At 69.6% G+C, this 26,487-nt stretch carries 32 protein-coding genes and 1 pseudogene; 17 read left to right on the top strand and 16 right to left on the bottom strand.

The features are described 5' to 3' along the window. The first annotated feature begins 536 nt into the window (after positions 1-536). Positions 537-1,586, top strand: coding sequence for a hypothetical protein (locus GWK25_RS43670; protein WP_251829015.1), 1,050 nt, complete (start codon positions 537-539; stop codon positions 1,584-1,586). A 13-nt stretch (positions 1,587-1,599) separates the two neighbouring features. Here GWK25_RS43670 and GWK25_RS24400 read toward each other — a convergent pair whose 3' ends face one another. Further along, positions 1,600-1,983, bottom strand: coding sequence for a barstar family protein (locus tag GWK25_RS24400; RefSeq protein ID WP_215452964.1), 384 nt, complete (start codon positions 1,981-1,983; stop codon positions 1,600-1,602). 103 nt (positions 1,984-2,086) lie between these two features. Beyond that, a pseudogene (locus GWK25_RS24395) lies at positions 2,087-2,272 on the bottom strand (ATP-binding protein); the annotation flags it as partial. Positions 2,273-2,397: 125 nt separating this feature from the next. On the opposite strand from GWK25_RS24395, the gene GWK25_RS24390 reads away from it, so the two are divergent. Further along, on the top strand, positions 2,398-3,003 hold the full coding sequence (locus tag GWK25_RS24390) for a dihydrofolate reductase family protein (protein WP_215452963.1): 606 nt from the start codon (positions 2,398-2,400) through the stop codon (positions 3,001-3,003). 607 nt (positions 3,004-3,610) lie between these two features. Here the strand turns inward: GWK25_RS24390 and GWK25_RS24385 are convergent. Beyond that, positions 3,611-4,024 (bottom strand): arsenate reductase ArsC, encoded by a 414-nt coding sequence (locus GWK25_RS24385; protein ID WP_215452962.1) that lies wholly within the window; start codon positions 4,022-4,024, stop codon positions 3,611-3,613. Between the two features lie 99 nt (positions 4,025-4,123). Here GWK25_RS24385 and GWK25_RS24380 point away from each other — a divergent pair, with 99 nt between their 5' ends. Genes GWK25_RS24380 through GWK25_RS24370 form a run of 3 tightly spaced genes read left to right on the top strand, consistent with a single transcriptional unit; the run spans position 4,124 to position 5,538 of the window. Beyond that, positions 4,124-4,432: a helix-turn-helix transcriptional regulator gene (locus GWK25_RS24380; RefSeq protein ID WP_215452961.1), complete on the top strand. Its 309-nt coding sequence runs from the start codon at positions 4,124-4,126 to the stop codon at positions 4,430-4,432. Between the two features lie 36 nt (positions 4,433-4,468). Further along, complete coding sequence (locus GWK25_RS24375) at positions 4,469-5,239, top strand: aquaporin (protein ID WP_215452960.1); 771 nt, start codon at positions 4,469-4,471, stop codon at positions 5,237-5,239. Beyond that, positions 5,236-5,538 carry a hypothetical protein gene (locus tag GWK25_RS24370; RefSeq protein WP_215452958.1) on the top strand — a complete coding sequence of 101 codons (303 nt, stop codon included), beginning with the start codon at positions 5,236-5,238 and terminating at the stop codon, positions 5,536-5,538. The genes GWK25_RS24375 and GWK25_RS24370 overlap by 4 nt, the downstream gene beginning before the upstream one ends. A 138-nt stretch (positions 5,539-5,676) precedes the next feature. Here the strand turns inward: GWK25_RS24370 and GWK25_RS24365 are convergent, their stop codons facing one another. Then, positions 5,677-6,063, bottom strand: coding sequence for a barstar family protein (locus tag GWK25_RS24365; protein WP_215452956.1), 387 nt, complete (start codon positions 6,061-6,063; stop codon positions 5,677-5,679). Between the two features lie 198 nt (positions 6,064-6,261). After that, positions 6,262-6,669 carry a RidA family protein gene (locus GWK25_RS24360; RefSeq protein ID WP_215452953.1) on the bottom strand — a complete coding sequence of 136 codons (408 nt, stop codon included), beginning with the start codon at positions 6,667-6,669 and terminating at the stop codon, positions 6,262-6,264. Positions 6,670-6,814: 145 nt separating this feature from the next. Here GWK25_RS24360 and GWK25_RS24355 point away from each other — a divergent pair, with 145 nt between their 5' ends. Further along, positions 6,815-7,192 carry a helix-turn-helix domain-containing protein gene (locus GWK25_RS24355; protein WP_215452951.1) on the top strand — a complete coding sequence of 126 codons (378 nt, stop codon included), beginning with the start codon at positions 6,815-6,817 and terminating at the stop codon, positions 7,190-7,192. A 57-nt stretch (positions 7,193-7,249) separates the two neighbouring features. Here GWK25_RS24355 and GWK25_RS24350 read toward each other — a convergent pair whose 3' ends face one another. Further along, positions 7,250-7,930, bottom strand: coding sequence for a TetR/AcrR family transcriptional regulator (locus tag GWK25_RS24350; RefSeq protein ID WP_215452946.1), 681 nt, complete (start codon positions 7,928-7,930; stop codon positions 7,250-7,252). Between the two features lie 116 nt (positions 7,931-8,046). Here GWK25_RS24350 and GWK25_RS24345 point away from each other — a divergent pair, with 116 nt between their 5' ends. Together GWK25_RS24345 and GWK25_RS24340 are read left to right on the top strand one after the other, a co-directional pair. Further along, on the top strand, positions 8,047-9,012 hold the full coding sequence (locus GWK25_RS24345) for an NAD(P)-dependent alcohol dehydrogenase (protein WP_215452945.1): 966 nt from the start codon (positions 8,047-8,049) through the stop codon (positions 9,010-9,012). A gap of 119 nt (positions 9,013-9,131) precedes the next feature. Next, a complete protein-coding gene (locus GWK25_RS24340) occupies positions 9,132-9,458 on the top strand; it encodes a GNAT family N-acetyltransferase (RefSeq protein ID WP_251829014.1) in 327 nt (108 codons plus the stop codon). A gap of 163 nt (positions 9,459-9,621) precedes the next feature. On the opposite strand, the gene GWK25_RS24335 is transcribed toward GWK25_RS24340, so the two are convergent. From GWK25_RS24335 to GWK25_RS24325, 3 genes are all read right to left on the bottom strand, one after another. Next, the gene (locus GWK25_RS24335) at positions 9,622-10,281 is read right to left on the bottom strand and encodes an SMI1/KNR4 family protein (RefSeq protein WP_215452944.1); all 660 of its coding nucleotides are present in this window, start codon (positions 10,279-10,281) and stop codon (positions 9,622-9,624) included. Between the two features lie 140 nt (positions 10,282-10,421). Then, positions 10,422-10,760 carry a co-chaperone YbbN gene (locus GWK25_RS24330; RefSeq protein ID WP_215452943.1) on the bottom strand — a complete coding sequence of 113 codons (339 nt, stop codon included), beginning with the start codon at positions 10,758-10,760 and terminating at the stop codon, positions 10,422-10,424. A 100-nt stretch (positions 10,761-10,860) separates the two neighbouring features. Beyond that, entirely contained in the window at positions 10,861-12,000 is a 1,140-nt protein-coding gene (locus GWK25_RS24325) for a CdaR family transcriptional regulator (RefSeq protein ID WP_215452941.1), read from the bottom strand. 87 nt (positions 12,001-12,087) lie between these two features. Here GWK25_RS24325 and GWK25_RS24320 point away from each other — a divergent pair, with 87 nt between their 5' ends. From GWK25_RS24320 to GWK25_RS24305, 4 genes are all read left to right on the top strand, one after another. Next, complete coding sequence (locus GWK25_RS24320; RefSeq protein WP_215452939.1) at positions 12,088-13,143, top strand: ferredoxin reductase; 1,056 nt, start codon at positions 12,088-12,090, stop codon at positions 13,141-13,143. 7 nt (positions 13,144-13,150) lie between these two features. Then, entirely contained in the window at positions 13,151-14,269 is a 1,119-nt protein-coding gene (locus GWK25_RS24315; protein ID WP_215452936.1) for an acyl-CoA desaturase, read from the top strand. Between the two features lie 240 nt (positions 14,270-14,509). Next, positions 14,510-14,821, top strand: coding sequence for a CPCC family cysteine-rich protein (locus GWK25_RS24310; protein WP_215457548.1), 312 nt, complete (start codon positions 14,510-14,512; stop codon positions 14,819-14,821). 138 nt (positions 14,822-14,959) lie between these two features. Then, positions 14,960-15,358, top strand: coding sequence for a hypothetical protein (locus GWK25_RS24305; RefSeq protein ID WP_215452934.1), 399 nt, complete (start codon positions 14,960-14,962; stop codon positions 15,356-15,358). 11 nt (positions 15,359-15,369) lie between these two features. Here the strand turns inward: GWK25_RS24305 and GWK25_RS24300 are convergent, their stop codons facing one another. Both GWK25_RS24300 and GWK25_RS24295 read right to left on the bottom strand, forming a co-directional pair. After that, positions 15,370-16,050, bottom strand: coding sequence for an ATP-binding protein (locus GWK25_RS24300; RefSeq protein ID WP_251829012.1), 681 nt, complete (start codon positions 16,048-16,050; stop codon positions 15,370-15,372). 444 nt (positions 16,051-16,494) lie between these two features. After that, positions 16,495-17,025, bottom strand: a complete 531-nt coding sequence (locus GWK25_RS24295; RefSeq protein ID WP_215457547.1) for an Imm21 family immunity protein — start codon at positions 17,023-17,025, stop codon at positions 16,495-16,497. Positions 17,026-17,294: 269 nt separating this feature from the next. Here GWK25_RS24295 and GWK25_RS24290 point away from each other — a divergent pair, with 269 nt between their 5' ends. The 3 genes from GWK25_RS24290 (at position 17,295) to GWK25_RS24280 (ending at position 20,234) form a co-directional block, all read left to right on the top strand. Beyond that, complete coding sequence (locus tag GWK25_RS24290; protein ID WP_215452932.1) at positions 17,295-17,453, top strand: hypothetical protein; 159 nt, start codon at positions 17,295-17,297, stop codon at positions 17,451-17,453. Between the two features lie 598 nt (positions 17,454-18,051). Further along, positions 18,052-19,155 carry a MerR family transcriptional regulator gene (locus GWK25_RS24285; RefSeq protein ID WP_215452930.1) on the top strand — a complete coding sequence of 368 codons (1,104 nt, stop codon included), beginning with the start codon at positions 18,052-18,054 and terminating at the stop codon, positions 19,153-19,155. A 317-nt stretch (positions 19,156-19,472) separates the two neighbouring features. Continuing rightward, positions 19,473-20,234 (top strand): hypothetical protein, encoded by a 762-nt coding sequence (locus GWK25_RS24280; RefSeq protein ID WP_215452927.1) that lies wholly within the window; start codon positions 19,473-19,475, stop codon positions 20,232-20,234. Between the two features lie 163 nt (positions 20,235-20,397). Here GWK25_RS24280 and GWK25_RS24275 read toward each other — a convergent pair whose 3' ends face one another. Next, positions 20,398-20,766, bottom strand: a complete 369-nt coding sequence (locus GWK25_RS24275) for a VOC family protein (protein ID WP_251829011.1) — start codon at positions 20,764-20,766, stop codon at positions 20,398-20,400. An 84-nt stretch (positions 20,767-20,850) separates the two neighbouring features. After that, positions 20,851-21,123 (bottom strand): hypothetical protein, encoded by a 273-nt coding sequence (locus GWK25_RS24270; protein WP_215452925.1) that lies wholly within the window; start codon positions 21,121-21,123, stop codon positions 20,851-20,853. 93 nt (positions 21,124-21,216) lie between these two features. Between GWK25_RS24270 and GWK25_RS24265 the strand changes: the two genes are divergently transcribed. Further along, positions 21,217-22,683: a VWA domain-containing protein gene (locus GWK25_RS24265; protein ID WP_215452924.1), complete on the top strand. Its 1,467-nt coding sequence runs from the start codon at positions 21,217-21,219 to the stop codon at positions 22,681-22,683. Between the two features lie 21 nt (positions 22,684-22,704). Here the strand turns inward: GWK25_RS24265 and GWK25_RS24260 are convergent, their stop codons facing one another. Next, a complete protein-coding gene (locus GWK25_RS24260) occupies positions 22,705-23,286 on the bottom strand; it encodes a DM13 domain-containing protein (RefSeq protein WP_215452923.1) in 582 nt (193 codons plus the stop codon). 219 nt (positions 23,287-23,505) lie between these two features. On the opposite strand from GWK25_RS24260, the gene GWK25_RS24255 reads away from it, so the two are divergent. Beyond that, a complete protein-coding gene (locus GWK25_RS24255; RefSeq protein WP_215452922.1) occupies positions 23,506-24,507 on the top strand; it encodes an NAD(P)-dependent oxidoreductase in 1,002 nt (333 codons plus the stop codon). A 30-nt stretch (positions 24,508-24,537) separates the two neighbouring features. Here the strand turns inward: GWK25_RS24255 and GWK25_RS24250 are convergent, their stop codons facing one another. Continuing rightward, complete coding sequence (locus tag GWK25_RS24250; RefSeq protein ID WP_215452921.1) at positions 24,538-25,650, bottom strand: sensor histidine kinase KdpD; 1,113 nt, start codon at positions 25,648-25,650, stop codon at positions 24,538-24,540. A 2-nt stretch (positions 25,651-25,652) separates the two neighbouring features. After that, positions 25,653-26,408: a response regulator transcription factor gene (locus GWK25_RS24245; protein ID WP_215452919.1), complete on the bottom strand. Its 756-nt coding sequence runs from the start codon at positions 26,406-26,408 to the stop codon at positions 25,653-25,655. Between the last annotated feature and the right edge of the window lie 79 nt (positions 26,409-26,487).

Below are 26,487 nucleotides of genomic sequence, written 5' to 3'. Positions count from 1 at the left end.
CTCCCGTCGGATATCTCGACCGCCTGCACTGTTGCCGATGCCGGCGCCGGATCGAGGAACAGGCGGCCAAGGCGACATGCCCGGCCTGCGGCAAGGCTCGCGTTCTGCAGCAGGACACCGGCCGGTGCATCACGTGCTCCCGCGTCTGCGAAGAATGCGGCCATCCAGTCCGCGCGGCCCACACCCGACTGTGCCGGGACTGCCGCCGCAAAGCCGAGCAGACCGCAGCCCAGCAGGTGTGTCCCCGCTGCGGCAGGCCCGGCTATCTGCGAGAAGACACCGGCTGGTGCGGCCACTGTTCCCGGCCCCGCCAAGACAAACAGCCACCGCGGACCTGTCGCAAGTGCGGCCAGGTGCGGCGCCATGCCGGACTCGGGCTGTGCTCAGCATGCTGGCAGAAGCATCCCGGCCGCCCCTTCATCCGCGGTGAACACCTCCGAGACCAACTCGCCGACCCGCCGGAGTGGCTCGATACCTTCATCGCCCATGTTGCGGGCACCCACTGCGTCTCCAGGGCCTGCGGCTTCGTCACCGACTTGGGCCGACTCCTGGGAGACGAGCACTCCAACTCGCCCCAGGCGCTGTTGGAGCGGTCCCGCAGGCCAGGGCGGTCGATGGGCTCGTTCGCCCGTGCACTCGAGGACTTTTTCACCCTCCATAGCCTGGCCCTGCCCACTGACCAGGCCGAACGACTCGCGGTCGGCCGACGCAGACGCCGCATCGACGCGGTCCCCGAACCGCTGCAGCAGGCCGTCATCGCCTTCGACGCCTTCCGGATGCGGGCGCAGCAGCGGGCCCGGCGGGCCGGCACCCGCCCCCGCAGCAACCACACTCTGGAAACAGCTCTGACCATCCTGCGTGACCTGGCGCTCTTCCTGATCAGCCAGCGGAACAAGAACGACTGGGCCCTCGTCGATGTTCACGACGTCGAAGCGTTCCTGGCCACCTTGCCCAAAGCCCGCAAGCGCCAGCTGGTCGTGCTGGGCCAGTTCTTCCGCTTCGCCCGTGCCCAGCACATCGTGCTGATCGATCCGACCCGGAACATGACCTCCAAGAGCTCAAAGGGTTTCCGCGGCAGGACCCTCACCCTCGACCAGCAGCGCTGTCTCTTCCGCCGCTGGACGACCAACGAGGAGGTCCATCCCCACGAGGCAGTCGTGGGGATGCTCGCTCTGCTGCATGGTGCCTCCAGCTCGGAGGCCCGGATGCTGCAGGTCAACGACGTGGACCAGCAGGCCCAAACGGTCCGGCTCGGCAAGCGGCCCCATCCTGTCCCGCTCGATCCCGCCTCATGGACAGTGCTTCAGCGCTGCCTGGACCATCGCCAGGCATGGCGGACCGACAACCCACACGTCGTAGTCACCAAGGGGACAAAGGCCGGGCGAAGCCCGGCCTCCACCGCCTACCTCTCCCACGTCCTCGACGACTGCGGCTTCCCGCCCCGGATGATCCGCAGCACCCGCCTTGTCGACATGGTGAACACGATGGACCCCAAGCTCGTCGCCGCCGCGTTCGGAATGGACCCGCAGGCCACCCTGATCTATCTCGCCGACCACGTCGACGAGGGCCGTCTGCCGGCTCCGTGACCAGTCGGCCTGGTTAAGAAAGGCGCAGGCCGCCCGGAAGTTCCTCTTCAATGATCTCGACCAGCCAGTCGAAGGCGGTCGGGCCACGGCCGGCGCGGGCTTCCGCCAGCCGGGCGGCCATGTGTTCCTTGTTCGTCGGATGACAGCGGGCGAGCCACATCTCGAGCTGCCGGGCAGTCTCGGGGTGCCCGAGATGCTGGCGGGAGGCTTCGTGGTCACGCCATTCGATCATGAAGTCGCCATCGTCCGGTGTCCCGAAGCCGCCGCGGAGGCAGTCAGCGAATGCATCGAGGTTCCGGCCGAAGTAACCGCCGCAGCCGATGCTCTCGCCGGCGACCCGCCAGAAGTCCTCCAGCGACCTGACCTGGCTGCCGTCCAGCACATATCTCACTGTCACAGCCCGCAGAGTACGTCCAACCCGGCGGCCTGCCCATTCGTTTTGAACCCGTGCTGTTCAGGCAGCACCTCGCACGGGTTCGCCGGAACGTGTGCGCTTTGCTGAAGGATTCGTTGGAGGCGATGGCGACGCTGCTCATCTCTTCGCGTTCGGTCAGCACCTGGAACAGCAGCTCAGCGCCCAGCCGGTCGAGTTCCGTGTAGCCGAGTTCGTCGATGCAGAGGAGGTCGACGCGGCGGTAGCGGGAGATCGTCTTGGACAGCCGCTTTTCGTCGGCGGTCCTCCGAAGCAGTGCCCCTGGGCTGACCTGATCGGATGCAGCGCCATGGGTTTCTCGTGGTTTCACAGCGCGGCCGATGAGTTTGTGCCTCCCGGCCGGTCCAAGCTCATGACAGCCCAGGAAAGGACATTGCCATGTCGGAGCTTCTCGTCGACTTCATCACGTCCCTAGACGGCTACGCATCGGGAGAGGGGTGGCCCGGGTTCTGGGGCCTCGAGGGCCCGGAGTACCTCGCATGGCTCGGCGAGCAGCCCGAGGCCACCTACCTGATGGGAGCGAACACCTACCGCCTGATGTCGGGCTTCGCCGCAGGGAAGGTCCCGGAGGGCCAAGACGAGTTCAGGCCCGAAGAAGAGGCGTCCGTCGACGAGCTCACGCAAGCGTCCAAGGTGGTGTTCTCCTCCTCCCTCGAGGAGCCGCTGACGTGGGCCAACTCCACGCTGGTCCGCGACGACGCCGTCGAGGCGGTCCGCGCCATGAAGGCGAACGGCACGGGGCTCCTCAGCACGATCGGTAGCCTCAGCCTGTGCCGGTCCCTGCTACGAGCCGGACTCGTCGACCGCTTCCGGGTGGTGATGTTCCCGGTGATCACCGGGGCCACGGGCGCGGAACGCATCTACGACGGCTACCCGGACGTCGCCCTCGAGATGATCGAGCACCGCACCTTCGACGGCCGCACCCAACTGGTCGAGTACAAGCCCCGCGTGCTCGAGCATCCGCCGCTCGGCGCCCCTGCGTGACATCGCCCCGTCCGCCGGTCCGGGCGGTCGCCATGGCCGGCGCCGATGGGTGTGGAGCAAGACCAGGTAGGGGGTGATCGGCCGACGTCAGGACGTCCGGTCCGGGTCGAGGCGGGTTGCCGGAGGCAGGGTCCCTCTCGCACCCGGAGGCGATCCGCGGCCTCGGCCGACACGGCCGAGGCCGAGTGGCGCACGGACGGCGGTGACTTCGGCGTGCGTCCGCCCGAGACGAAAGCGGACTCCGCGTGGGCACCCCTCGTCGTGCATGTCGGCAGGGGTGAACATGAATGAGAGCCGGACGGCCCGCATCTGGCCCCTACGGCTCCTACGGGATGATCTCTGCCAAGGGCCGCCGACGGGCTGCTCGGTCGCGTGGACCTGAACGGCCCCGACAAGCAGCGCATGCCCAGTACCTCAACATCCTTTTTGTCCAGCCCATGGAGGATGGACAGACCCGGTCGCTCCCCCAGCCGCCGAATTCGCTGGTAACAGCCCTGCCGGTCGGGCCACAGTCAGGCTCGGGCGGTGTACAAGGCGGCGTATCCGGTGAGGCCGGCCCGATGACGGTCGACGGTGCGCATGTCCCCAGCCGGCTCGGTCGCAGTGCTCATGTCTGGGGCTCGGGCGCGAGCTCCTTGACCAGACCCTCGACGAGCACCCTGATCTCGTCCCGGATCGGGCGGACGGCCTCGACACCCTGACCGGCCGGGTCCTCCAACTGCCAGTCCAGATACCGCTTGCCGGGGAAGACAGGGCAGGTGTCGCCGCAGCCCATGGTGATGCATACGTCGGACTCCTTGACCGCGTCCACGGTGAGGATCTTGGGGACTTCGGCGGAGATGTCGATGCCGACCTCGGCCATGGCCTCGACAGCGGCGGGGTTGACCTGCCCGCCCGGGTCGGAGCCGGCCGAGCGGACCTCGACACGGTCCCCCGCCAGGTGGGTCAGCCACGCGGCGGCCATCTGGGAGCGGCCGGCGTTGTGGACACAGACGAAGAGCACGGAGGGCTTGTCGGACATCAGAGGTCTCTCTTGGTCTGGTGCCGGAACGGCGACGGAGGATGGGTACACATCAGTACCCGATGGTGTCAGCCACCACTGATGTGAGAGTATCAGCGCATGCTGACGTCAGTCGACACTGATCTGATCCGGGTTCTGGCCGACCCGCTCAGGCTCCAGATCGTGACCCTCCTCGCCAAGGAGACGCTGTGCACCACGCACCTCGTCCAGGAGACCGGCGCGAGACAGACCAACCTCTCCAACCACCTGAAGGTGCTGCGCGAGGCCGGGGTCGTGGAGACCGAGCCGTGCGGCCGGTACACGTACTACAGGTTGCGCCCGGACGTCATCGCATCGCTCGCGGGCCAGTTCGCCGAGCTGGCGGCGTCCGCCCGTATCGCCGCCGACAACAAGCGGTCCTGCCCCTGATTTTTCGCCACCCTGGCGACCGCACGAGGAGTTCCGTTGACCGCCACCCACGAGTCCGCCGCGGAATCGGCGACACCCGACGTCACCCCGCGCCCCTCTCCGGGAGCCGTTCCTCCGCGCAGACCGCTCGTCGCCCGGGCCGCCTCCGAACTCATAGGGACCGCACTGCTGGTGGCGGTCGTGGTCGGCTCCGGCATCCAGGCCACCGAACTCACCGATGACGTCGGCCTGCAGCTGCTGGCCAACTCCCTGGCCACCGTCTTCGGGCTCGGCGTGCTGATCCTCCTACTGGGCCCGGTCTCCGGCGCTCACTTCAACCCGGTCGTCACGCTGGCGGATTGGTGGACGGGGCGGCGCGGCGGGGCCGGGGTGACGCTGCGCGAGGCAGCCGTCTACGTGCCGACGCAGATCACGGGCGCGATCGCGGGCGCGGTCCTGGCGGACGCCATGTTCGGCATGCCACTGGTGCAGTGGTCCACCCACGACCGGGCGGCAGGACATCTGCTACTGGGCGAGGTGGTCGCGACGGCGGGTCTGGTCCTGTTGATCTTCGGCCTGGCCCGCACCGACCAGCTGCGCTTCGCCCCCATGGCCGTCGCCTCCTACATCGGCGCCGCCTACTGGTTCACCTCCTCGACCTCCTTCGCGAACCCCGCGGTGACCATCGGCCGTACCTTCAGCGACACGTTCGCGGGCATCGCACCCGGGTCTCTCGTGGGCTTCATCGGCATGCAGGTGATCGGCGCCGTGGTCGGGCTGGCATTGGTGGCGCTCATCTTCCAGCCTGAGCGGGAAGCCGCCGAGTGACCCGGACGGCCCAGGTGGTGGTGATCGGCGGCGGCCAGTCCGAGCTCACCGCCGGATACCACCTGCGCCGCCAGGGACTCGACCGAGTCATCCTCCGCGCCCGGACCACAGGGGGTACGTGGCAGAACACCCGGGACTCCCTGTATCTGTGCTCCCCGGCCGCCCCCCTCCTCCCGCCTCGGTCGGCTATGCCACCGCAGGTGGGCCAGACGCATCCAGACGCGCAGCACGTGGTGGAGTACCTCGCCGACCAGGACGGGCGGCCCCTGTCCGGCATGCGCCGGGTCGGCACCGGCTGAGCGTAGGGTCGCGGCGGCGGTAGGGATCTCGCTGACCGCCGACTCACCGATCTCACCAAACCGCACCCACCGCACCCACCGTGTCGACCACGTCGACGCAGGCCGCATCGCGGGCGGCGAGGAGACACGCCTCCACCGTCATTCAAGTCGCAGGACACCAGGGGCTCGATCTTCGAAGATCTCTTTCAACCAGTCGAAGACGGTCGGTCCGCGCTCCTCACGCGCCGCGGCCAGCTCGGCACTGACCGCTGGGCGGTTCGTGGGATGGCAGCGCGACAGGCGGATCTCCAACTGTCGCGCAGTCTCTGGGTAGCTCAAGTGCTCGCGAGACGCCTGATGGTCCCGCCACTCGACCACGTAGTCATCGTCGTCGGGCGTTCCGAATCCGCCGCTGAGGCAGTCGGCGAAAGCGTCGAGATTGCTGCCGAAGTAGCCACCGGGACCGTTGATCGTCTCGCCTATGACTCGCCAGAAGTCCTCCAGCTTCCTGATCCGGGTGCCGTCCAGCACGTATGTCGTGGTCACAGCCCGCAGGATACGCGCGGCTCCGTGGGAAGCGACTCGACCGGGGGCTGCGGCGACGCTGTTCCATTTCGCGACGAGAGCCTGATCTACGCCGGCCGCCGCCCCTCGAAAGCTGGGCGGGCCCCGACCCGGCCTGGACCGGAGTCATTCCGGCCGTTCCGAGGAGCGACGGCGGCCCGTGAAGTAAAGGATCTGGCTTCAGTTCAGGATGGCGGTGGCTTCGATCTCCACCAGGTGGTCGGGGATGTCCAATGCCGCGACGCCCAGCAGCGTGGCCGGCGGGGCCGGGGTGACGCCCAGCTTCGCGGATGCGCGACCGATTCCGTCCAGAAGCTGGGGCATCTTGTCGGGGGTCCAGTCGACGACGTGGACGGTCAGTTTCGCCACGTCGTCGAAGGAACCGCCGACCTCGGCCAAGGCGGTGGCGATGTTGAGATAACACTGCTCGACCTGGGCGGCGAGATCGCCCTCGCCCACCGTGGCCCCTTCGGCGTCCCAGGCGACCTGCCCGGCGATGAAGACCAGTTTCGTCCCCGTCGCGACCGCCACCTGTCGGTAGACGTCGATCTTGGGCAATCCGTCGGGGTTCACCAGTGTGATGGCCATGCTCTCTGCCTCCTCGTCGAGCGAGCCGGTGGGCTCGCTGCCAACGGACCAAGGGCGCCTCGGTCTCTTGTGGTTACTCAGGCACCGTAGGAGAGTGACTGCTGACGTGGAAGTACGCACTTTTCAGTGACTGGAGAACCTCACGGTGACCAAGCAGTTCACGGGCTCGCCCGATGAAGCGGACCTTCGGCGCGCGGATTCCCTGGCGCGGGAGATCTTTTCGGACGTTGCCAACAAATGGGCACTTCTGATCATCGAGGCCCTCGGCGAGCACACCCTGCGCTTCGGCGAACTGCGGAACGAGATCGAGGGCATCAGCCACAAGATGCTCACCCAGAACCTGCGCATGCTCGAGCGCAACGGTCTGGTCCAACGGACGGTGCACCCCGTCGTGCCGCCCAGGGTCGAGTACGCCCTCACCGAGCCGGGCCAGGCCCTGCGGGTGACGATCGACGGACTGTGCGACTGGACCCACCGGTACCTCGGCCACATCGAGACCTCCCGGCACCGCTTCGACACCTGAGTCGGGCGGCCGCGTCGCTTGAAGTGCGGACGGCGGCGCCACAAGCGCCGCTTCGTGTCAGGCTCTGGCGGATTGCCGAGCTCGGGAACCGTCCGCCGCGAGCGGAAGACTGCGCAACGACAGTGCGCTCGGCGCCGGCAGCGCTCCGTGGGCCGCCTCGGCGCGGAACGACTGGAGCAAGTACGCCACCAGACGCCGGGACGCCGCACGGTCACCCGGCAGCGCGGTGACCAGACCGCAGTGGGCCAGCAGGGCCACAGCGATGTCGGAGGGGTGAAAGTCGGCGCGTAGCGCGCCCGCCGCCTGTGCCCTGCGGACCAAGGTCATGAAGTCCCGCTCGGTCTGCTCCCGCACGCGCGCGTGTTCTCGTGTGCTGTCTGGAAAGGCCGTGACGAACGCGGCCGGGAAGCCCCGTTCCTCCCGTTGCAGTTCGCAGACCGTCTCGACCAGCCGCTGGAAGCCCTGCCACGGATCGGGATCGGCCAGCGCGTCGGTGAGTGCCCGAGCGCACGTGTCCATCTGGTGTGCGAACGTGGCCCGCACCAGGGCGTCCCGCGTCGGAAACCGCCGGTACAGCGTCGCCACGCCGACCCCCGCCCGTCGGGCCACGACCGCCATGGGTGCGTCGATGCCGTGCTCGGCGAAGACCAGGCGGGCGGCCGAGAGGATGCGCCGCCGGTTGCGCCGGGCGTCCGCCCGCAGACCGTCCTGCCCCGCGATCCGAGAGGATTCCCCCACCGCTGTCTCTCACCTCCGGTCAAGTGGACGATCCCGTCCACTTGTCAGCCTACGCTCGGCGCCACGATCCCCCGCCACTGGTGGCGAAGGCGAGAACGAAGGCGAGTACGAAGGCGATGGACGACCGCATGATGAAAGCCGTACTGTTCGACCGCTTCGGCGGCCCCGAGGTGCTGTATGTGGGCCGGGTCCCCCGTCCCGGACCGGCACCCGGCGAAGTCCTCGTGCGTGTGCGCGCGTTCAGCGTGAACGGCGGTGAGCTGGCTGCCCGTTCCGGAAGGGCGCGTCTCATCACGGGCCGGAAGTTCCCGCAGCGCGTCGGGCTGGACTTCACTGGTGAAATCGCCGAACTCGGCTCAGGGGCCACGGGCGTGGCGGTCGGCGACCAGGTGTGGGGTGTCCTGGGCCGCAGCTCCGGATTCGGCAGCGCCGCGCAGTACGTGACCGTACGGCCCGAGCGGCTCGGTCGGGTCCCGGACGGGCTGGATCTGGTGGCCGCCGCCGCGCTGCCGGTGGCCACCACCGCCGTCACGGCTCTGCGCGACAAGGCCGCGTTGAGCCCCGGCGAACGGCTGCTCATACGGGGCGGGGCAGGCGGCGTCGGCAACGCGGCCGTCCAGCTCGGACAGGCGTACGGCGCCGAGGTCACGGCCCTGGCCCGCGCAGCCAACCTCGACTTCGTCCGTACGCTCGGAGCCCACCACGCCGCCGACCACCGGACCGTCTCACCTGCGGAACTCGGACTGTTCGACGTGGTCCTCGACACGGCGGGAAGCGACCTGCGTGCCGTCCGGCGGATGCTGAAACCCGGCGGACGCATGGTCACCATCGCCATCGACCTGACGCGGCCCGCCGCCTCGCTGGGCTACCTCGCGGCCAGTGCTGTCCACGGACGTGGCCGAGTGCGCTTCTTCAGCGGCAACCCCGAACGCGCTCACCTCGACGACCTCGCCCGCCATGTGACGGAGGGAAAACTACGGCCGGCAGTGGACACGGTCTTCCCGCTGGAAGAGACAGCGGCGGCACACCGCGCGCTGGAGGCGGGCGGGGTGCGGGGCAAGTACGTGGTCCAGGTCGACTAGGGGTTGTCGGGAAGGCGCTGGTCACAGCCACTCCTAGAGGGCCGCGGCCAAGCGGTCGGCCACTGGCCAACCCCGACCTGGCCGAACCCTTCACACCCAGCCCCGGGACGTTCGAACTCTTGGTCTGCGTACACCGCCAGAGCGGCCGCTACGCCGGCCACCTCGAACTCCACCCCGACAGGAACGAGCTCGGCGGCACCCTCGCCCCCGACCACCGAGGCCAGGGCCTCGGCGTCGAACTGTTCCTGGCGGGTGCGGAGTTGGCCCACGGCCACGCCGGCCTGCCGACGGTACGGGCGGGCACGGCGACGGATAACCTCCCGTGCCGCCGTGCCCTGGAACGCGCCGGCTTCGTCCCGGCCCGCCACACCCTGCCCGACGGCCGCGAGATAGACACAGTCTGGTACCAGCACGAGGGCACCGCGTCCACCTGTACGAGGCCTTGAGTACGTCGCCGCCTCGCCCTCTCGGGGTCGGTCATGAGGCAGCCGGGTCACCGACCATTCGATCGCAAGCCGGCGCACATGCCGATGGCGCCGATGCGTTCGCGGTCGACGAAGGGCCGGGTGCCGAGGTGGTCGGCAGCCACGTGGAAGCCCTTTCCCCGCTTCACGTCAGTCTGAGTGGCAGACCTGAACGTTCGTGCAGGGATTCGAGTGCGGTGGCGTCCACGGCCGCGACGCGCAGTGTGTCGGTGTTGTAGGAGTAGCTGGCCAGAACGCGTCTCGTCGGGTCGATGAAGCTCAGCCAGTGACCGCCCTTCTGCATCTCGTGAGATCCGAGGTACCCGAGCAGCGACTCGACGACTCCCAGTTGCTGCTGATGGATGCGGCACGTGGCTTGATGCGGAAACGACCTCAGGGCCTGCCTGGCGGCGACATTGACCAGGAAGGACGACATCTTCCGGGATTCGCTGAACCACTTTCCGCCCGGCTCGCTCCGGCCATGGACTCTGGGGTCGGGCCAGTTGACATCATCCGGGCGCACGCTCCACTGGGTGAGCTCTCGGTTCTCCCCGCAGAAAACCAGGTGTCCGTCCTCGATGCTCAGGTGCTCAGGTGCGCTCACCCGGAGAGTGTGCTCGTGGCCGCTCATGCCCATCAGCTCCGGGTGCCGGCCGGCTGCGGCGTAGTAGTCACGCATGGCGTCCGGCAGGCGGATCCCCAAGCGATCCTCGGCAGCGGTGACTTCGGCATCCGTGCATCCGTCGTTCGGAGTCCAGTTGCCGAACGCGGTCGACAGGAGTTCCTGAAGCAACTCTTTGATCATGGCAGGCCCCAAGCGATGGGATCATCACTCACCGCGAGTGAGCGTTCCGTCCGCAATGATCATAAGTGAACTCCTCACGGCCCGGCCTCACTGCCGGCTTCGGCAAGCGGGCGACCGGTTCGATGCGCCGCAGCGGCCGCTCAGAGGTGGTCGTCCAGCAGTTGCCGTACCTCGGCGGTGGTCATGGGCCCCGTGCCGTGGGCCAGCACCTCTCCCTCCTTCAGCAGGACGCAGGACGGGGCTCCGGTGATCCCGTATCGCTCGGTGGCGGCCGGACAACGCGTGATGTCGGCGCGGACGACCGTCAGGCGGCCCGCGCAGTCGTCGGCGACGGCGCCCACGACGAGGTCCATCACCCGGCAGGGCTCGATCGCCTTGGGCCATGTCCCGGTGAAGTATGCGAGGACCGGAACTCCGCTCTTCCCGAGGATGAAATCGAACTCCGCGTCCTCACGGGGGCGGTGGACCCGCTTCGTCATGGAAGCTCCTGACCTCACGTTCCGTCTTTCCGTCCCCCATCATCTCTCGCGCGGGGCGCCGGACCGGGGCGCGTCGTCCGCCGGATCCGGTCGAGCCGCGTCAGCCGGCCCGCAGACCGACCGCCAGCGTCAGTTCGAGGACGCGGTCCGGCGAGGCGAGATCCGGAAACAGCTCCCGCAGCTGGGACATGCGGTAGCGGACGGTCTGGGGATGGACGAACAGCGCCGCCGCGACCTCGTCCCGCCTGCCCTGGTGCAGCAGCCACGCCCGCAACGTCTCCTCCAGCCGTCGTCCGGTCGCTTCGGGCAAGGCCCGCAACGGTGCGAGGGCTCGGGCGCGCAGGTCCGCGAAGGCGTCCGCGTCGGCGCTCAGCACCAGCTCGGGCAGGTGGTCCTCGGTGTCGCGAATGTCAGCGGAGAGGGAGCGCGCGCGTACGGCGCGCGCGTACGAGGCCGACGCGCGCACCCACGGTCGGGCCGGGCCGACCACGGCGCTGCGGTCGGCCAGCTGCCGCAGGAGATGTGGTCGGTCGGCATCGGGGACGAGCAGCACGCCGGTGGCGTCCGGCAGATCGTCGAGGACGAGGGTGTTCGGGTCGAGCACGCGGTAGGCGGGCCGTGCCTGGGCGGCGGGAAGCAGGACCGCGGTCAGCGAAACCGGAGGCTGCCACCCGGCCCGTTGCGCAGAGGCCAGCAGGACGTCCGAGCTCGCGTCGGCGAGGAGGTCGCGGGCCAGGTGTTCCAGGTGGCGCTCGTGGGCCCTGCCCCGGGCGGCCAGTTCGTCGGCGTGGCCCGCGGCGCTCGCGGCGGAGAGCTCGTCGATGTAGGCGAAGGTCAGTTCGGCGAACTTGGCGACCTCGGCGGCGGGCAGACCCGCGGGTACGGCTCCCGCCGCCAGGCACCGCCAGGCCACGCGGGCCCCGACGCGGTAGGCGCTGAGCAGAGCGTCCATCGAACGGCCGTCGCGGACCTCGCCGCGGCCCAGCTCGTAGGCCGCGTCCCCGGCGTCGCCCTCCGTGGCGTTCCCGCTCGCGAGGTCCAGATAGTGCCCCAGGGCGGTGCGGACGGCGCGGCGGATGGTGGCGCCCATGTGGCCCGACAGGGCGCCTGCGTAGGGAGGGACCTCGTCGATGATCGCCTGGACGACCTCGTCGGCAGTGGTCCTCAGCGCGGCCCGAAGTGCGGTGACCGTCGTCTCATCCAGGGCCAGCTCGCTGACCCTGCGGATCGCATGACTCACGTTTCTATTCCCTGCGAACAATTCAGCCGACCAGTTTCACATCCTGCGGTCAGGACTTTACGCCTTGAGGCACAGCAAGCTGGACTCATGACGAGTACAGCCCTCCGCAGCGGGGCGTGGAAACTGCTGGAGATGGTCACGACGCCGCTGCTGCCGTCGGACTACCTCGACCTGGTCAGCCCGCTGCGCGCGGGCGCGGACCTGCGGGGGCGCATCGAGGCCGTGCACCCCGAGACGGGTGACGCCGCGACGATCGTGATCAGACCGGGACGGGGCTGGCGCGGCCACACGGCCGGTCAGTACGTGCGGATCGGGGTCGACGTCGACGGGGTGCGCCTGTGGCGCGCCTACTCGGTGACGTCACCGACGAACCGCCAGGACGGCCGCGTCACGATCACCGTGAAGGCGATCCCGGACGGCAAGGTCAGCAACCACCTGGTCCGCAGGACGAAGCCGGGCACGCTGATCCAGCTCGACCAGGCCACCGGTGACTTCGTACTGCCGCGGGCCAAGCCCGCCAAGGTGCTCTACCTGACGGCCGGCAGCGGCATCACCCCGGTGATGGGCATGCTGCGCGACACCGAGTTCGACGACGTCGTCATGGTCCACTGCGCGCCGCGGCCGCAGGACGTGATCTTCCGCGACGAGCTGCATGCCCTGGTCGCGGACCGGAAGCTGCGGCTCACCGAGGTGCACACCGACACCGACGGCATGCTCGACATCGCCCGTCTCGACGAACTCGTGCCCGACTGGGCCGAGCGCGAGACCTGGGCCTGCGGGCCCGCGGGCCTGCTCGACGCTGCCGAAAAGCACTGGGCCGAGCACGGCGTGCACGAACGCCTGCACACCGAACGCTTCCGCCCCGGCATCGTCGTCGCCGGCGAAGGCGGCGAGGTCACGTTCAGCGGCACCGGCAGGACCGTCGACGCGGACGGCGCCACGCCGCTTCTCGACGTCGGCGAGGAAGCCGGCGTGCTCATGCCCTCCGGGTGCCGCATGGGCATCTGTTTCGGCTGCGTCACGCCGCTCAAGGCGGGCGCCGTCCGCGACCTGCGCACCGGCGAGATCACCGAGGCCGAGCCGGGCGTCCTCATCCAGACCTGTGTGTCCGCCGCCGCGGGCCCCTGCGACATCGAACGGTAGGAGCACCTTGACCGCCATCGACCCCACCGCCCATCTGACCGCGGAGCAGATCGAGGAGCTCGGCCGCGAGCTGGACGCGATCCGCGACGAGGTGATCGCGAGCCGCGGTGAGAAGGACGCCGCCTACATCCGCAAGGTCATCTCGGCGCAGCGCAAGCTGGAGCTGGTCAGCCGGGGTGTGCTGCTGTTCTCGTTCTTCCCGCCCGCGTGGATCATCGGCACCGCGGGTCTGTCCGTGGCGAAGATCATGGACAACATGGAGATCGGCCACAACATCCTGCACGGCCAGTGGGACTGGATGCGGGACCCGAAGATCCACTCCACCACCTGGGAATGGGATCACGTCTCGCCGGCCGACCAGTGGAAGCACTCCCACAACGAGCTGCACCACACGTACACCAACGTGATCGGCAAGGACAACGACCTCGGCTACGGCATCATGCGCGTCGACGAGGACCAGAGGTGGCACCCGTTCCACATCGGCCAGCCGGTGTGGAACTTCATCAACGCCTGCTTCTTCGAGTACGGCATCGCGGCGTACGACCTGGAGCTCGGCAAGAACCTGCGCAAGCGCCGCCGCAAGGACCCGGAGTTCCGCGCGCGGGCCAAGGCCGTGGGCCGCAAGATCCGCAAGCAGGTGCTCAAGGACTATGTGATCCACCCGCTGCTGTCGGGCCCGTCGTTCCTCACCACGCTCGCCGCCACGTTCACCGCGAACCTGGTCCGCAACATCTGGTCCCACTCGGTGATCATGTGCGGGCACTTCCCCGAGGGTGTGCAGGTCTTCGAGCGCCGGTCGATCAAGGGCGAGACGCGCGGCCAGTGGTACCTGCGCCAGATGATGGGCTCGGCGAACATCAGCGGCAGCAAGGCCATGCACTTCATGACCGGCAACCTGTCGCACCAGATCGAGCACCACCTGTTCCCCGACCTGCCGAGCAACCGGTACGCCGAGGTCGCGGTGAAGGTGCGCGCGCTGTTCGAGAAGTACGAGCTGGAGTACGTCACCGGACCGCTGCCCAAGCAGGTGTTCTCGGCGTGGCGCAAGGTGGTCCGGCTCTCGCTGCCGAACAAGAAGCCCAGGATCAAGACCCCCGACCGCGAACAGGAACTCCTCGCGGCCTGAACCCGGTTCATGGTTCGGTCCTGTCGCACCGCACCCGGCGACACCGCCGGGTGCGGTGCGACAGCCCTGTGCTCGGGAACGTGCGCGCTCGCGGTTTCTGGAACGGAGGGACGGGGGCCGGCCCAGGTGTTCATCCCGCAGTCGCACCGGCCCGGCGTCGAAGCGGGGGGCGACTGCGGCAACGTCCACGTAGTTTCTTTTGGATCATGAAGGGAGCGGAACGATGTCAGCCATGGGTCTCTGAAGAGTCTCTCCAGTCCGTCGAACGACGTCGCTGGCGCCCTCATCGCATGCCCCTGCTGTTTCCAGCGGGCCCTGGAGGAACGGGCCAATTTCGAAATCTGTCCGGAGCGCGGTTGGGAGGACGACGGGCAGGATGACGTGGACGCGCACATCGTGCGGGGTGGGCCCAACGGCAGGCTGAGCCTTGCGCAGGCACGGCTGGACTATCTGGAGTCAGCCGTCGAGGGATGCGATGAGTCAATGACGCGTGGTGGTGCAGGGCTGTGGTTGTCGGAAGCACGGCGTCAGATGCCAGGCGTGGCTGAATAGGGCAGCGTCCGGCAACGATGCACCTCGTTTGCATGACTGTTCCCCCGCTGTTCGGGTGTGTCCGTGCGTGGTCGGAACGGTCGGGCCGTGCGCCTCTGCGCCGCCTGTGATGTCAGTGGTGGCTGCGATGCTCACGGCATGACCCCTTGGAATCTTCTTGATCTCGACAAGGCCCTGCGTGCTGGCTGGGCCGCCGACACCTGCTCGCCCGACGACCAGGCCGACTGGCAGCCGGACAACCCGGCCTGGGGGCACTGCGACATCACGGCGTTGATCGTCAACGACGTCTTCGGTGGTGATCTCATGGTCGGCGAGGTGCACCTTGACGGGACTCAGCACGGTTTCCACTGGTGGAACCGGCTGTCCAGCGGGGTGGAACTCGACCTGACACTCGAACAGTTCCAGCGCGGGCAGACCGTCACGGCTGCTCGTGTCGTCGAGCGGCTGCCGGGCCCGCTGCCCCGCCGCTGGGAGGAGTACCTTCTTCTGCGTGAGCGTGTGATCAAGCACCTTGGTCCGCTCCCGGAGCCCGTCTGAGGAGACGGCGGTCAGCCGGCCGGGGCGAGGGGGACGACGCCCTGGCCGCTGGTGGCCTGGGTCAGCCTCAGCAAGGACCCTTCGGTCAGGACGATGTGGGCATGGTGCAGGCGCCGGTCGACGGCGGCGGTGGCAGTGGCAGTGGCAGTGGCAGTGGCAGTGGCAGTGGCAGTGGCCAGTGTCTTGGGCATGATCGAATCGAATCCTGCGGGGGCGAGGTTCGAGGTCACGATCACGGACCGGCGCTCGTAGGCTGCGTCGATCACGCGGTAGAACGCCTCCGCGGCGACCTGTCCGCTGGGCAGCATGCCGATGTCGCCGACGACGATGAGGTCGCACCTGGTGATCTTCGCGACGGCCTTGGAGACCGTGTTGTCGACGGTGGCCCGCCCGAGGTGGGTGGTCAGCGACTCCAGGGTGAACCAGGCGACCTTCATGCCCTGGTCGATCGCCTTGTTCGCCAGTGCTTCCGCGAGGTGGCTCTTTCCAGTACCGCTTGGTCCCGCAACCGCCAAGTGCTCCGCCCGGGTGACCCATTCCAGCGTCATGAGTGCGTGCTGGGTAGGCGCCGGGCTCGAGGAGTCGGCCTCCCGCCACGACTCGAAGGTCTTCCCCGAAGGCAGCTGGGCCATCTTGCGCTGGTTGCGGCGGGCCGCCTCGTCGCGTCCCTTGATCTCCGCCTCCAGCAGCATCCTGACGACCTCGGCCGGGTCCCAGCGCTGCGAGCGGGCGGTGCGCCTGATACCCGTCTCAGCGCAGTTCTTCAGCGCGGTCGGCGGCTACTTGGACCGTGAGCGCCCGCCGGTCGAGCACGACCGGCTGTTCGTGGTGCTGCGCGCGGGCCGACCCACGGTCGGCCATTGTCCGCCGACGGCCCGGACGAGATCCTCGACGGCGTCCCCGGATCCACCTCCACCTGGCGAGCAGCTGGCTCGTCGAGCAGTACCTGGAAGCAAGCGCCGCGATCGACGCCGGCCGTGAGTGGAGGACTGATGCGCCGGGCCGGCGATTCGGCCTGCCGATCGTGCGCCCGGACCTGGTCGAGTCAGGTCGCCCGCGAGCAGATCTTCGACGGACTCCTCAGCCGCCTCGACGGAGAACCTCCTGAACTTCCCCACACGGAGGATGCGGCTCGGTCAGTGCGACGGCCAATGCAGAAGATGGATCACCCCAACCGAGGTCTCCTCGATCGGCGAGGCATAGACGGCGCGAACTGCCCAGCGGCCGGGCCGAATCGGGACGGGCGCTTGCTCCGGCAGGCCACCGCCGGCCGGGTACTCGACCCCCAGCTCGGCCCCGGCTGTCACGGAGTCCATGAGCACTGCCGGGCCATCCGTCTCCCAGACACCGCACTCCTCCCACACGGTGGTGGGGTCAGCAAGCACCGCCTCGGCAGCGGCGATCAGATCGACCTCGCAGTTGGCGCCCAGCCAGCGGACGAACGCTTGGTGTTCCGGCAGATAGCAGCTGCTGGCGGGCTCGTCCCCCAAGACAAGCCCTTGGGAGCCCTCCTCGCCGACGGCGATCACTCCGGCCAAACCCTCTACCTCGCAGGCGCGGTCATAGTCGTCCATAACGTTCCCGTCGCCGACGACCATCCCCGACTCTGTGCAACCAAGCCACCGGGCCAATGCGGAAACCGGCACTGCTATCAGCGGGCCGCCCATCGACTCGACCCAGGCGGGGGAAGGCTGGACTGAGCTGGCCGTGGCGGAGGAAGACGTCTTCACGGCGCCAGTATCCCCGCGGCCACTGACAAGGAGTCTTCTGCTGATCAGCACGACCTGTGACTTGACATCGAGACCCGCAATATTGGAGGGGTTCCGGTCGGGTCGGCAGCGTCCGTTACGACAACCTCAGCTACGCCGTCGCCCAGGGGATCGACGAGTGCGACGTCGAGGACGACCGGCGCCGGATCGGGGCGAGGCCCCGGACGGTGGGCGAGTACTTCGCCGCCGAACAGCCACTGCTCAAACCGCTGCCCACGGAGCCGTTCGAGACAGGCCACTGGTCCAACCCGCGGGTGGACCTCTACGTGCAGGTCAGTGTCCGCACCAACCGCTACTCGGTACCGGTGCGGCTGATCGGACGGTGAGTACGGGTCTTGCTGCACGCCTCCGAAGTGGTCATCTACGACGGCCGCGTGGAGGTTGCTCGGCACGAGCGCCTGGTAGCCAAGGGCGCCGTCCGGCTGGAGCTCGACCACTACCTGGAGGCCCCTGTGCGCAAGCCCGGCGCCCTGCCGGGGCGACGGCGCTGGAACAGGCCCGCGCCGCAGTCGAGTTCACCCGGTTCACAGCGCTTGGTGGGAAGCGGTCCGCAAGGCTCACGGCAACGCCGAGGGAAGCCGCGCGCTGACCGAGGTCCTGCTGCTGCACCGGCACATGACGCCAAGAACCAGCAGGGCAGCGGCTGGGACACCGTCCGTCTGTCCTGCACTCGGCAGCTTGTTGATGGCGGCCCACCAAGATCACAACAACGGTTGGAGCACTTGAACCACACACCGCGACGCGAGGGTGGGGCCGAAATACGCTGACAGATCATGCCCGAGCGATCGCCAAGTGGGGCCGAAACTCAACTACAAGCGGGGCCACCTCACGCTGTCGAAGCCACACGGCCACCACGCTGGGGAGAAGGGCGAGGTTGACCCTCGACATGGTCGAGGCAGCAGAGTCCCGGGTGTGGAGAGCGAGATGCGCAGCATTGGAGAAATGGCCCGGGACAGCGGGCTCGGGGTGAGTGCCCTGCGGTTCTACGACCGTGCCGGAGTGCTGGTCCCCGCCTGGGTGGACCCGGTGAGCGGATACCGCTGGTACGCACCCGAACAGCTCGAAGAGGCCCGGCTGCTCGGCCGGTTGCGTAGGGCGGGCATGCCGCTGGCCGACATCCGGCTCGTCCTGGCCGGCTGGGGCGGTGCGGACGCGGAACTGGTGCGCGGTCTTCTGCAGGCGCACCTGCGCCGCCTCGAGTCGGGGCTGTCCGATGCCCGCCGTGAGTTCTCCGCACTCCGAGCCCTACTCGACCACAGGGAGACTGCCTCCATGACCTCGCTTCACACCACCACCGCCGCCGCCCGTTTCTCCGTGCCCGCGCCGGAGATGGCCGCCGCGTTGGACGCGGTCCGTTTCGCGGCCGGTACCGACGCGGAGCTGCCGATGCTCGGCGGGATCCTGTTCGACATCGAGGGAGAACTGCTCCACCTCGTGGCCACCGATCGCTACCGCATGGCGGTCGCGCGAACACGTACGATCGGGCACGGCGGGCCCCGGACGCAGGTGATCGTGCCGCTGCCGCTCGCCGACGCGATGCGGGCCCTGCTGACCGGCGAGGAGCCCGCCGAACTCGTCGTGGACGGTGACCGGGTGACGCTCGAGACCGGGGACCGGCAGGCGGCGGGGCAGAGCCTCGGGGGCGAGTTCCCCGACTACCGCCGCCTCGTCCGCCTTCCCGCCGGTCGCCGGGCCCGTGTCGAGGCAGTGGCCTTCCGCAGGGCCCTGGAGACCGGCCCGGTCCGCGAGGGCGAGACGCGTGAGCAGGACAGCGAGCCGTACGACCTGAGCGTGCTCCGGGTCGCGGAGAACGGGACCGTGATCGTCTGCGACGACGGTGACGACGACCCGAACAACGTCGGCGTCAACCGCGCGTTCCTGCTGGACGCGCTCACCGCCGGGGCCCGGGACGAGCTGATCCTGGAGCTGGGCGCGCCCACCGCACCGCTCGCGATCCGCCGGCCCGACGACGAGTACGCCTTCTCACTGCTGATGCCGGTTCGTCTGGAGGACCAGATGTCGGCGTGAGGAGGTTCCGTCTCCGCGGGCGACTGCGCTGCGGGGCACCCACGTCACCTCCGCCGAGAAACTCCGTTCCCGTGGGCTTCCTGCTCGCCTGAGCCGGTTCGGTGTTCGACCGCCGACGACGAGAGGAGGAGGCGGACGACTCATGGAGAGGGAGATCCGCGTGCTCACCGGAACAGGCCGGCCGTCGCGGCAGCTGAGCCCGCACGCACGCCCCATCGGCCGGCCCGCGCAACGCGCGCCGGCCGGTCGCCCTGGCCTGCGCGGAGGCCATGTGAATTCAGATGACAGTTGCGGACCGGTTCAGCGATCATCGGCCGATGACCACGGGACCGGACATACTCCGTCTGAGCATCGTTTGCCCTCCACCCGGCGAGGGTGTCGTGGAGGTTCGCCCGATCGTCAATGGCCGGGATCTTCTGGCCGAGGTGGTCCCCGGTGGCGTGGGAGGCTCCAGGTACCTGGGCGCGGGCCCTCGGCATCTGCTGGACCAGGATGGGCTGTTGCACACCACGGCGACGCCCCACGAGGTTCATCTCGCCCGGTCCGGGTGCGGCGTGGAGGAGTGCTGTGGCGCGCTGTACGTGACGGTCACGCGTGACGGCGATCATGTCGTCTGGGCGGGCTGGCGCGACCCCGCCAATGAGGACGTCCACCTGCCGGAGCTTCGGTTCACCGCGGTTCAGTACGAGGCCGAGGTCATGCGAGCCGGAGAGGACCGCAGTTGGGAGTGGCCGTCAGGAGCGGTTGCGCGGCTGCTTGAGGCAGGGCTGAGGAGACACGCGGACTGGCTCGTCAGGTGGGACTGCGCGTTGGAAGGCGTCTGGGCCTCCCGCATGGAGCCCGATCGCATTCACGTCGTGTTGCTGTATCCCCGTGACCGGGCCGATGCCCATCTGCCCTGGCTTCAGTTCGGGATGACCCTCCCCGTCTCCTCGGATCCCCCCTCGGACCAGGCCGAGCGCCTTGAAGCGCGACTGACCGCAGGCGATCCCCGTGCCACCGCCGAGGTCTGGGGCGGCTCGCATGATGCCGAGCAACTGGGCTCCCCATGGCCGCCGGTCGACCCGCTGTCGGTGTGAGGGGCGGTGAGAGGCGGGGGGGACCTTCCCCGCCGTAGGAGAGGTGCCTCGGCCGGCGGAGACCGGGAGTGGCCTGGGCCGGGCCGGGTGGGGCTGGACCGGGCAGGCCGGGGCGGCCTGGACCTCAGTCTGTGGGTGTCGGGCGCAGCTGGCGGCCACCCGGTCAGGCACGCGCGTCAGCGGCGCTGAACAGACAGAACGGATGACCCACCGGGTCGAACAGCACCCGCACATCGTCCTGCGGCTGGACGTCCGCCAGGGTCGCCCCCAGGGCGACAGCGTGCTCGACGGCCGAGGACAGGTGGTTCACCTCGATGTCCAGATGCATCATGATCTGCTGTTCGGACCGTGTCGCAGGCCAATGCGGCCGGATGAAGAGCGGTTCCGTCTGGAACGACAACCCGGCGCCGCCGTCGGGCGGCGCGATCTCGACCCAGTCTCGTTCGTCCCTCCGAAGTGGCCACCCGAGCAGGCCCTGATAGAACCGCGCCAACGCGCGCGCGTCCGGTGCGTCAAGGGTGGTCGCGGCCAACGTGAAGCACGGTTGCGATCTCATGCGGTGCGGCTACCCGTTTCCGCCGCCGACAGCTCCGTCCATTCCACCGAGTGGCGGCCGTCAGGGGCTGTCGCCGCCCCAGTCCCAGCGGGACGGGTCGCCCGGGCGCGGGTCGTACAGGGCTCGCCCACCAGGGCCGAACTGTCCGAGCTCCGTGGCGAGGGAGACCCCGTGGCCGATCTCCTCCGGCCTCCAGCCGGTGACGTCGAGCAGCAATCCGTCCAGCGGCCCGCCCACCAGTTCGGCGTAGCTGCGCCCGGGCTTCGGGCCCGGCTGGTCGTGATCCGCTCCGTAGATGCGGCCGCGCATCAGCTGCTCATCCTCACTGTCCATACGGTTCAGCTTCTCAGCCGCCACCGACAACGACGCCGGTGCAGTTGCGCAGCGGACGGTCCAGGGGCCGGGTTCTTTGGGCAGACTGGGCGCATGACTGCGACATCGATGGCCAAGGGCGGCAACCTTTCCGTCGCCGCCACGGCGGTACAGGTGGAGCTCGGCTGGTCCGGGGGCGTCGGTGCGCCGGACGCCGACGCCTCGGCGTTGTTGCTCCGTGCCGACGGGCGGGTGAGGGACGACGGGGACTTCGTCTTCTACAACCAGCCGCAGCACGCCTCGGGTGCCGTGCGTCATCTGGGAAAACAGCGGACCGGTGGCGGTACGAAGGACACCGTCGGGGTGGATCTGGGGGCCCTGGAGCCGGAGGTCGAGCGGGTCGTTCTCGGTGCTTCGGCGGACGGTGGCACCTTCGGTCAGTTGTCCGGTCTGCGGCTTCGGCTGCTCGACGCCGGGACGGGTGAGGAGCTGGCGCTGTTCGAGATGGAGGCGACGACAGAGACCGCGTTCATCGGCGGAGAACTGTATCGGCGGGCCGGTCGGTGGAAGTTCCGCGCGGTGGGGCAAGGATACGCGTCCGGACTCGCGGGGCTGGCCACCGACTTCGGGATCACCGTGGACGACGAGCCGGGCGCCACCGCGTCGACGGCTTCCTCCGTCCCCACGCCCGCGCCCGCGTTCCCGTCCACGTCCGCTTCCTCCGTCCCCACGCCCACGCCCCCACCTGCCGTGCCGAGCGCCCCACCGCACGCCGGCCCTCCCACCCCGCCCCGGACCCCGGCGGTCCCCGCCCCGCGTCCCGTCAAGGGCGAGGAGCAGCTTCCGGTGGACATGCGCAAGCGGCTCTCCCTGCGCAAGGAGCAGATAGCCGTCAGCCTGCGCAAGCACGGTGCGGAGGGAGTGACCGCACGCGTGATCCTCGTCCTGGACGCCTCCGGGTCGATGTCGTTCCTGTACTCGAAGGGCGTCGTGGCCGATGTCGTGGAGCGGATGGCGGCCGTGGCCGCCCAGCTCGACGACGACGGTGAGATGCAGGCATGGACGTTCGCGTCGAACCCGGCCCGGCTCCCGGACCTCGCCCTGGGCGACCTGCCGGAGTGGCTGCGGCGTCATGTCCGGGTCGGTGAACTGACGTTGTTCCGGCGCAGGAAGCCACGGAAAGGTCTGTTGCCGGGACAGGTGGACATGCGCGCGGTCGGGATCCAGAACGAGGAACAGAAGGTGATCGCCGAAGTGCGGGCCTATGTGCGCGATCACCCGGCGGCAGCCCCCACGCTGGTCCTCTTCTTCTCCGACGGCGGCGTCTACCGGAACAAGGAGATCGAGACCGAACTGCGGGCAGCCGTGGACGAACCGGTCTTCTGGCAGTTCGTCGGGCTGGGCCGCTCCGACTACGGAGTGCTGGAACGGTTCGACACCTTGCCCGGCCGCCGCGTCGACAACGTGGGATTCTTCGCCGTCGACGACATCAGCCGCGTACCGGATGCCGAGCTGTACGACCGGTTGCTGTCCGAGTTCCCTTCGTGGATACGCGAGGCTCGACGGCTGAACATCATCTGAGTCGGCGCCCGGAGGACCGGGTCACGTGGCTGTGAGGGCGGCGGCGCCGAAGGAGACGTCGAAACGGTCGCACCAGACGGTGACGCTGGTGTACCGGGAGGGGTCGACATCGTCGGGCAGGGGGTAGTTCTGGCTTCCCTTGTTGCCCTTGAGCTTGCCGAGGCTGACGTACGCGCCGTCGTCGAAGACGTGCCAGCCGGCCCGGCCCTCCTTGACCGGGGCGTCGGTCAGCCACACGCGCAGGTCGGGGCCGTTGCTGGTGTTCAGCTGCTCCAGCCGGACCACGTGGGTGCCGTCGGCGAGCCGTACGAGCTTCACCGTGCCCGTGGTCGGGTGCTCGTGGCTGATCAGCCCGCCGCTCGCCACCGTCACGGGTCCGCTCGGCGCGGAGGGGGAGGACGACGCTCCCGTGTTCGCGTCCGGCTTCGTGCCGGGGGTCGAGGAGGCTTCCACGACCGCGCCGGGCAGCGACTCCGTCACCGTCCGGTCCTGCCAGAGCTTCCACGGCTGGAACCAGTACAGCCCGGCGGCCGCGCCCACGCCCATGACCGTCACCGCCGCCAGCCCGGTGATCAGTCGCCTTCTCGGCGTGCGCCGCCTCATGCCGATCCCGCTTCCTGTCCGATGTGTCGTTCGTGTCGTTCGTGTCGTCACGTTCCCCATCCAACGCCGTGTGCGGCCCTCCTGCCCCGCCTCCGGCGATGACGAAATCCTTACATCTGCCTTGTCGGCACCGTGTCGGCCTGCCGTCGCCTTACGGAAGCGTGACGTGCCGGGCGTGGCCCTGGGGCGCGGCGGGTGATCGCTTCTAGCGTGGGCGGCATGCGAGTACTGGTCACCGGCGGTGCCGGATTCATCGGGTCCCATGTCGTCGACGCGCTGGCGGAACACGGGCATGAACCCGTCGTGTTCGACACGGCGGTGGAGGCGGGCGCGGACGTCCGGGACGGGGAGGCCGTGGCCCGCGCGCTGGCCGGTGTGGACGCGGTGTGTCATCAGGCGGCGATGGTCGGTCTCGGCACGGGCTTCGCCGATGCCCCGGAGTACGTCTCACGCAACGACCTGGGGACGGCCGTCCTGCTCGCCGCCATGGCGGACGCGGGTGTGCGGCGGCTCGTGCTGGCGGGGTCGATGGTGGTGTACGGGGAGGGACGGTACGAGTGCGAGCGGCACGGGGTGGTGCGGCCGGGTCCGCGGATCCGGGCCGATCTCGCGGCCGGACGCTTCGAGCCTCTGTGCCCGGAGTGCGGGGCAGAGCTGTCGCCGGGACTGGTCGGGGAGAACGCGCCGACCGACCCGCGCAACGTGTACGCGACGACGAAGCTCGCCCAGGAGCACCTGGCGGCGGCCTGGGCCCGGGCCACGGGCGGGGCTGCCGTGTCGCTGCGGTACCACAACGTCTACGGGCCCCGGATGCCGCGCGACACTCCGTATGCGGGGGTCGCCTCGTTCTTCCGTTCCGCGCTCGCGCGCGGAGAGTCTCCCCGGGTGTTCGAGGACGGCCGTCAGCGGCGGGACTTCGTCCATGTCCGGGATGTGGCGGCGGCCAACGTGGCGGCGCTGGAGGCGGATACGGCCGAGGGCTCGCTGGTCGCGTACAACACCGGGAGCGGCGAGCCGCACACCGTCGGGGAGATGGCGCGGGCGCTGGCCGCCGCGTACGGCGGGCCTGATCCGGTGGTCACCGGCGAGTACCGGCTGGGGGACGTGCGGCACATCACCGCCGACTCGCGACGGCTGCGGGCCGAGCTGGGCTGGAAGCCGGAGGTCGGGTTCGCGGAGGGGATGCGGGAGTTCGCGCGGGCCGGGATGCGGGGTTCGTAACCCCTGTGGGACCGGTGGTGCTGCCCGTGTTCAGGAAGCGGCCGCGGGCAGCACCACCTCGAAGCGGCAGCCGCCGGGGATGTTGCGTACGGAGGCCTGCCCTCGGTGGGCCTCCACGATCCCCCGGACGATGGCCAGGCCCAGGCCCGCTCCGGCCGGGGGTGTGCGGGAGTGGGTGCCGCGCCAGCCGGTGTCGAAGACGCGCGGCAGGTCCTCGTCGGCGATGCCGCCGCAGCCGTCGGAGACGGAGAGCACCACGCCGTCGGGGGACCGTTCGGCGGCCACCGCGACCGTGCCGTCGGCCGGGGTCCGGCGGATGGCGTTGACCAGCAGGTTGGCGAGGACGCGGCTCATCTCCCTGCCGTCGACCTCGACCGGCACCGGTTCCACGCGCGCGCCGACGAGCCGGACGCCGTGTTCGCGGGCGAGCGGGTCGGCGCCCGCCAGGGCGTCGCCGACGAGGTCGTACAGGGACATGCGGGAGAGGGAGAGCGTCAGGCTGCCCGCGTGGATGCGGGAGAGTTCGAAGAGGTCGCCGACCATGGCGTCGAGGCTCTCGACCTCCGTGCGGATCTGCTTGAGGTAGCGGTGGGGGTCGGCTGCGACACCGTCCTCCAGGGCCTCGGCCATCGCGCGCAGACCCGCCAGGGGGGTGCGCAGGTCGTGGGAGATCCAGGCGACGAGTTCACGTCGGGAGGACTCCAGGGCGCGTTCGCGTTCCCTGGACGCGGCGAGCTTGGCACTCGTGGCGGCCAACTCGGTGCTCAGTGCGGCGAGTTCGGCCGTGGCCGGGCCGTCGGGGGCCGTGAAGTCGCCGCCGTCGCCGAAGGACCGCGCGGCGATCTGGAGGGCCCGGCTGCGGGCGACGACCCAACGGCCGAGGAGCAGCGCGGTGGCCAGTGAGACGACGGCGGCCATGGCGACGACGGTGGTGACGACGCTCAGGTCGTGGGGGGAGAGGAACATGGCCCAGGCGACGGCGAGGGTGCCGGCGAGCATGGAGGCCACCGCGACGGCGGCCACCACGGTGAGCGACGCGGTGAGCGAGCGGCGGCGCAGCGGCCAGAGCACGAGCGCGCCCAGCAGTCCGGCCGCGCAGGCCCCCAGGAACGCGTACAGGGCGATGAGCACGTTGGCGGACATCGTCAGTCCTTCCGGCTGTCGAGGGGGGCGTGCGGTCCGTCGCCGACGACGGGCGTGCGCGTGGGGTCGAAGCGGTAGCCGACGCCCCAGACCGTCTGGATCAGCCGGGGTCGCGCCGGATCGTCCTCGATCTTGCCGCGCAGTCGGCGGACGTGGACCGTGACCGTGGACAGGTCGCCGAAGTCCCAGCCCCATACCTCGCGCATCAGGTCCTCCCGGCTGTGGGCGCGGCCCGGGTTGCGGAGGAAGTAGGCGAGGAGGTCGAACTCCCGCAGTGTCAGGGCGAGTTCGGCGCCGTCGCGGGTGGCGCGGCGGCCCGCCGGGTCCAGGGAGAGGCCGGCCGTGCTCAGGAGGCGGGTGTCCGGGGCGGGCCGTGCGCGGCGCAGTACGGACTCGACGCGCAGGACCAGTTCGCGCGGGCTGAACGGTTTGGTCACGTAGTCGTCGGCACCGACCTCCAGGCCCAGGATGCGGTCGTCCTCGTCGCCCCGCGCGGTGAGCATGACGACCGGTACCGGGCCCCGGTTGCGCAGCAGACGGCACACCTCCAGGCCGTCCATGCCGGGCAGCATCAGGTCGAGCACGACCAGGTCGGGCCAGTGGGCCGCGGCGGCGGAGAGCGCGGCGGGCCCGTCCTCGGCGCGGTCCACCGTGTATCCGGCGCGGTCGAGGTACCCGGTGACGACCTCGGCGACCGTGGGGTCGTCGTCCACGACCAGGACGCGCGCGGCCGCCGGCCCGCTCGGTTTCTGTTCCATGCGGCCAGCCTCGCACCTCGCCGGGCGTGCGGAGGGTGCGGACGGGACGAAGGGCCGTCGACGTCTCCGTTTCGTAAGG

Source organism: Streptomyces sp. ATCC 21386 (genome assembly GCF_018728545.1).
Taxonomy (GTDB): Bacteria; Actinomycetota; Actinomycetes; order Streptomycetales; family Streptomycetaceae; genus Streptomyces.
This window is presented reverse-complemented; position numbering and strand designations above follow the sequence as displayed.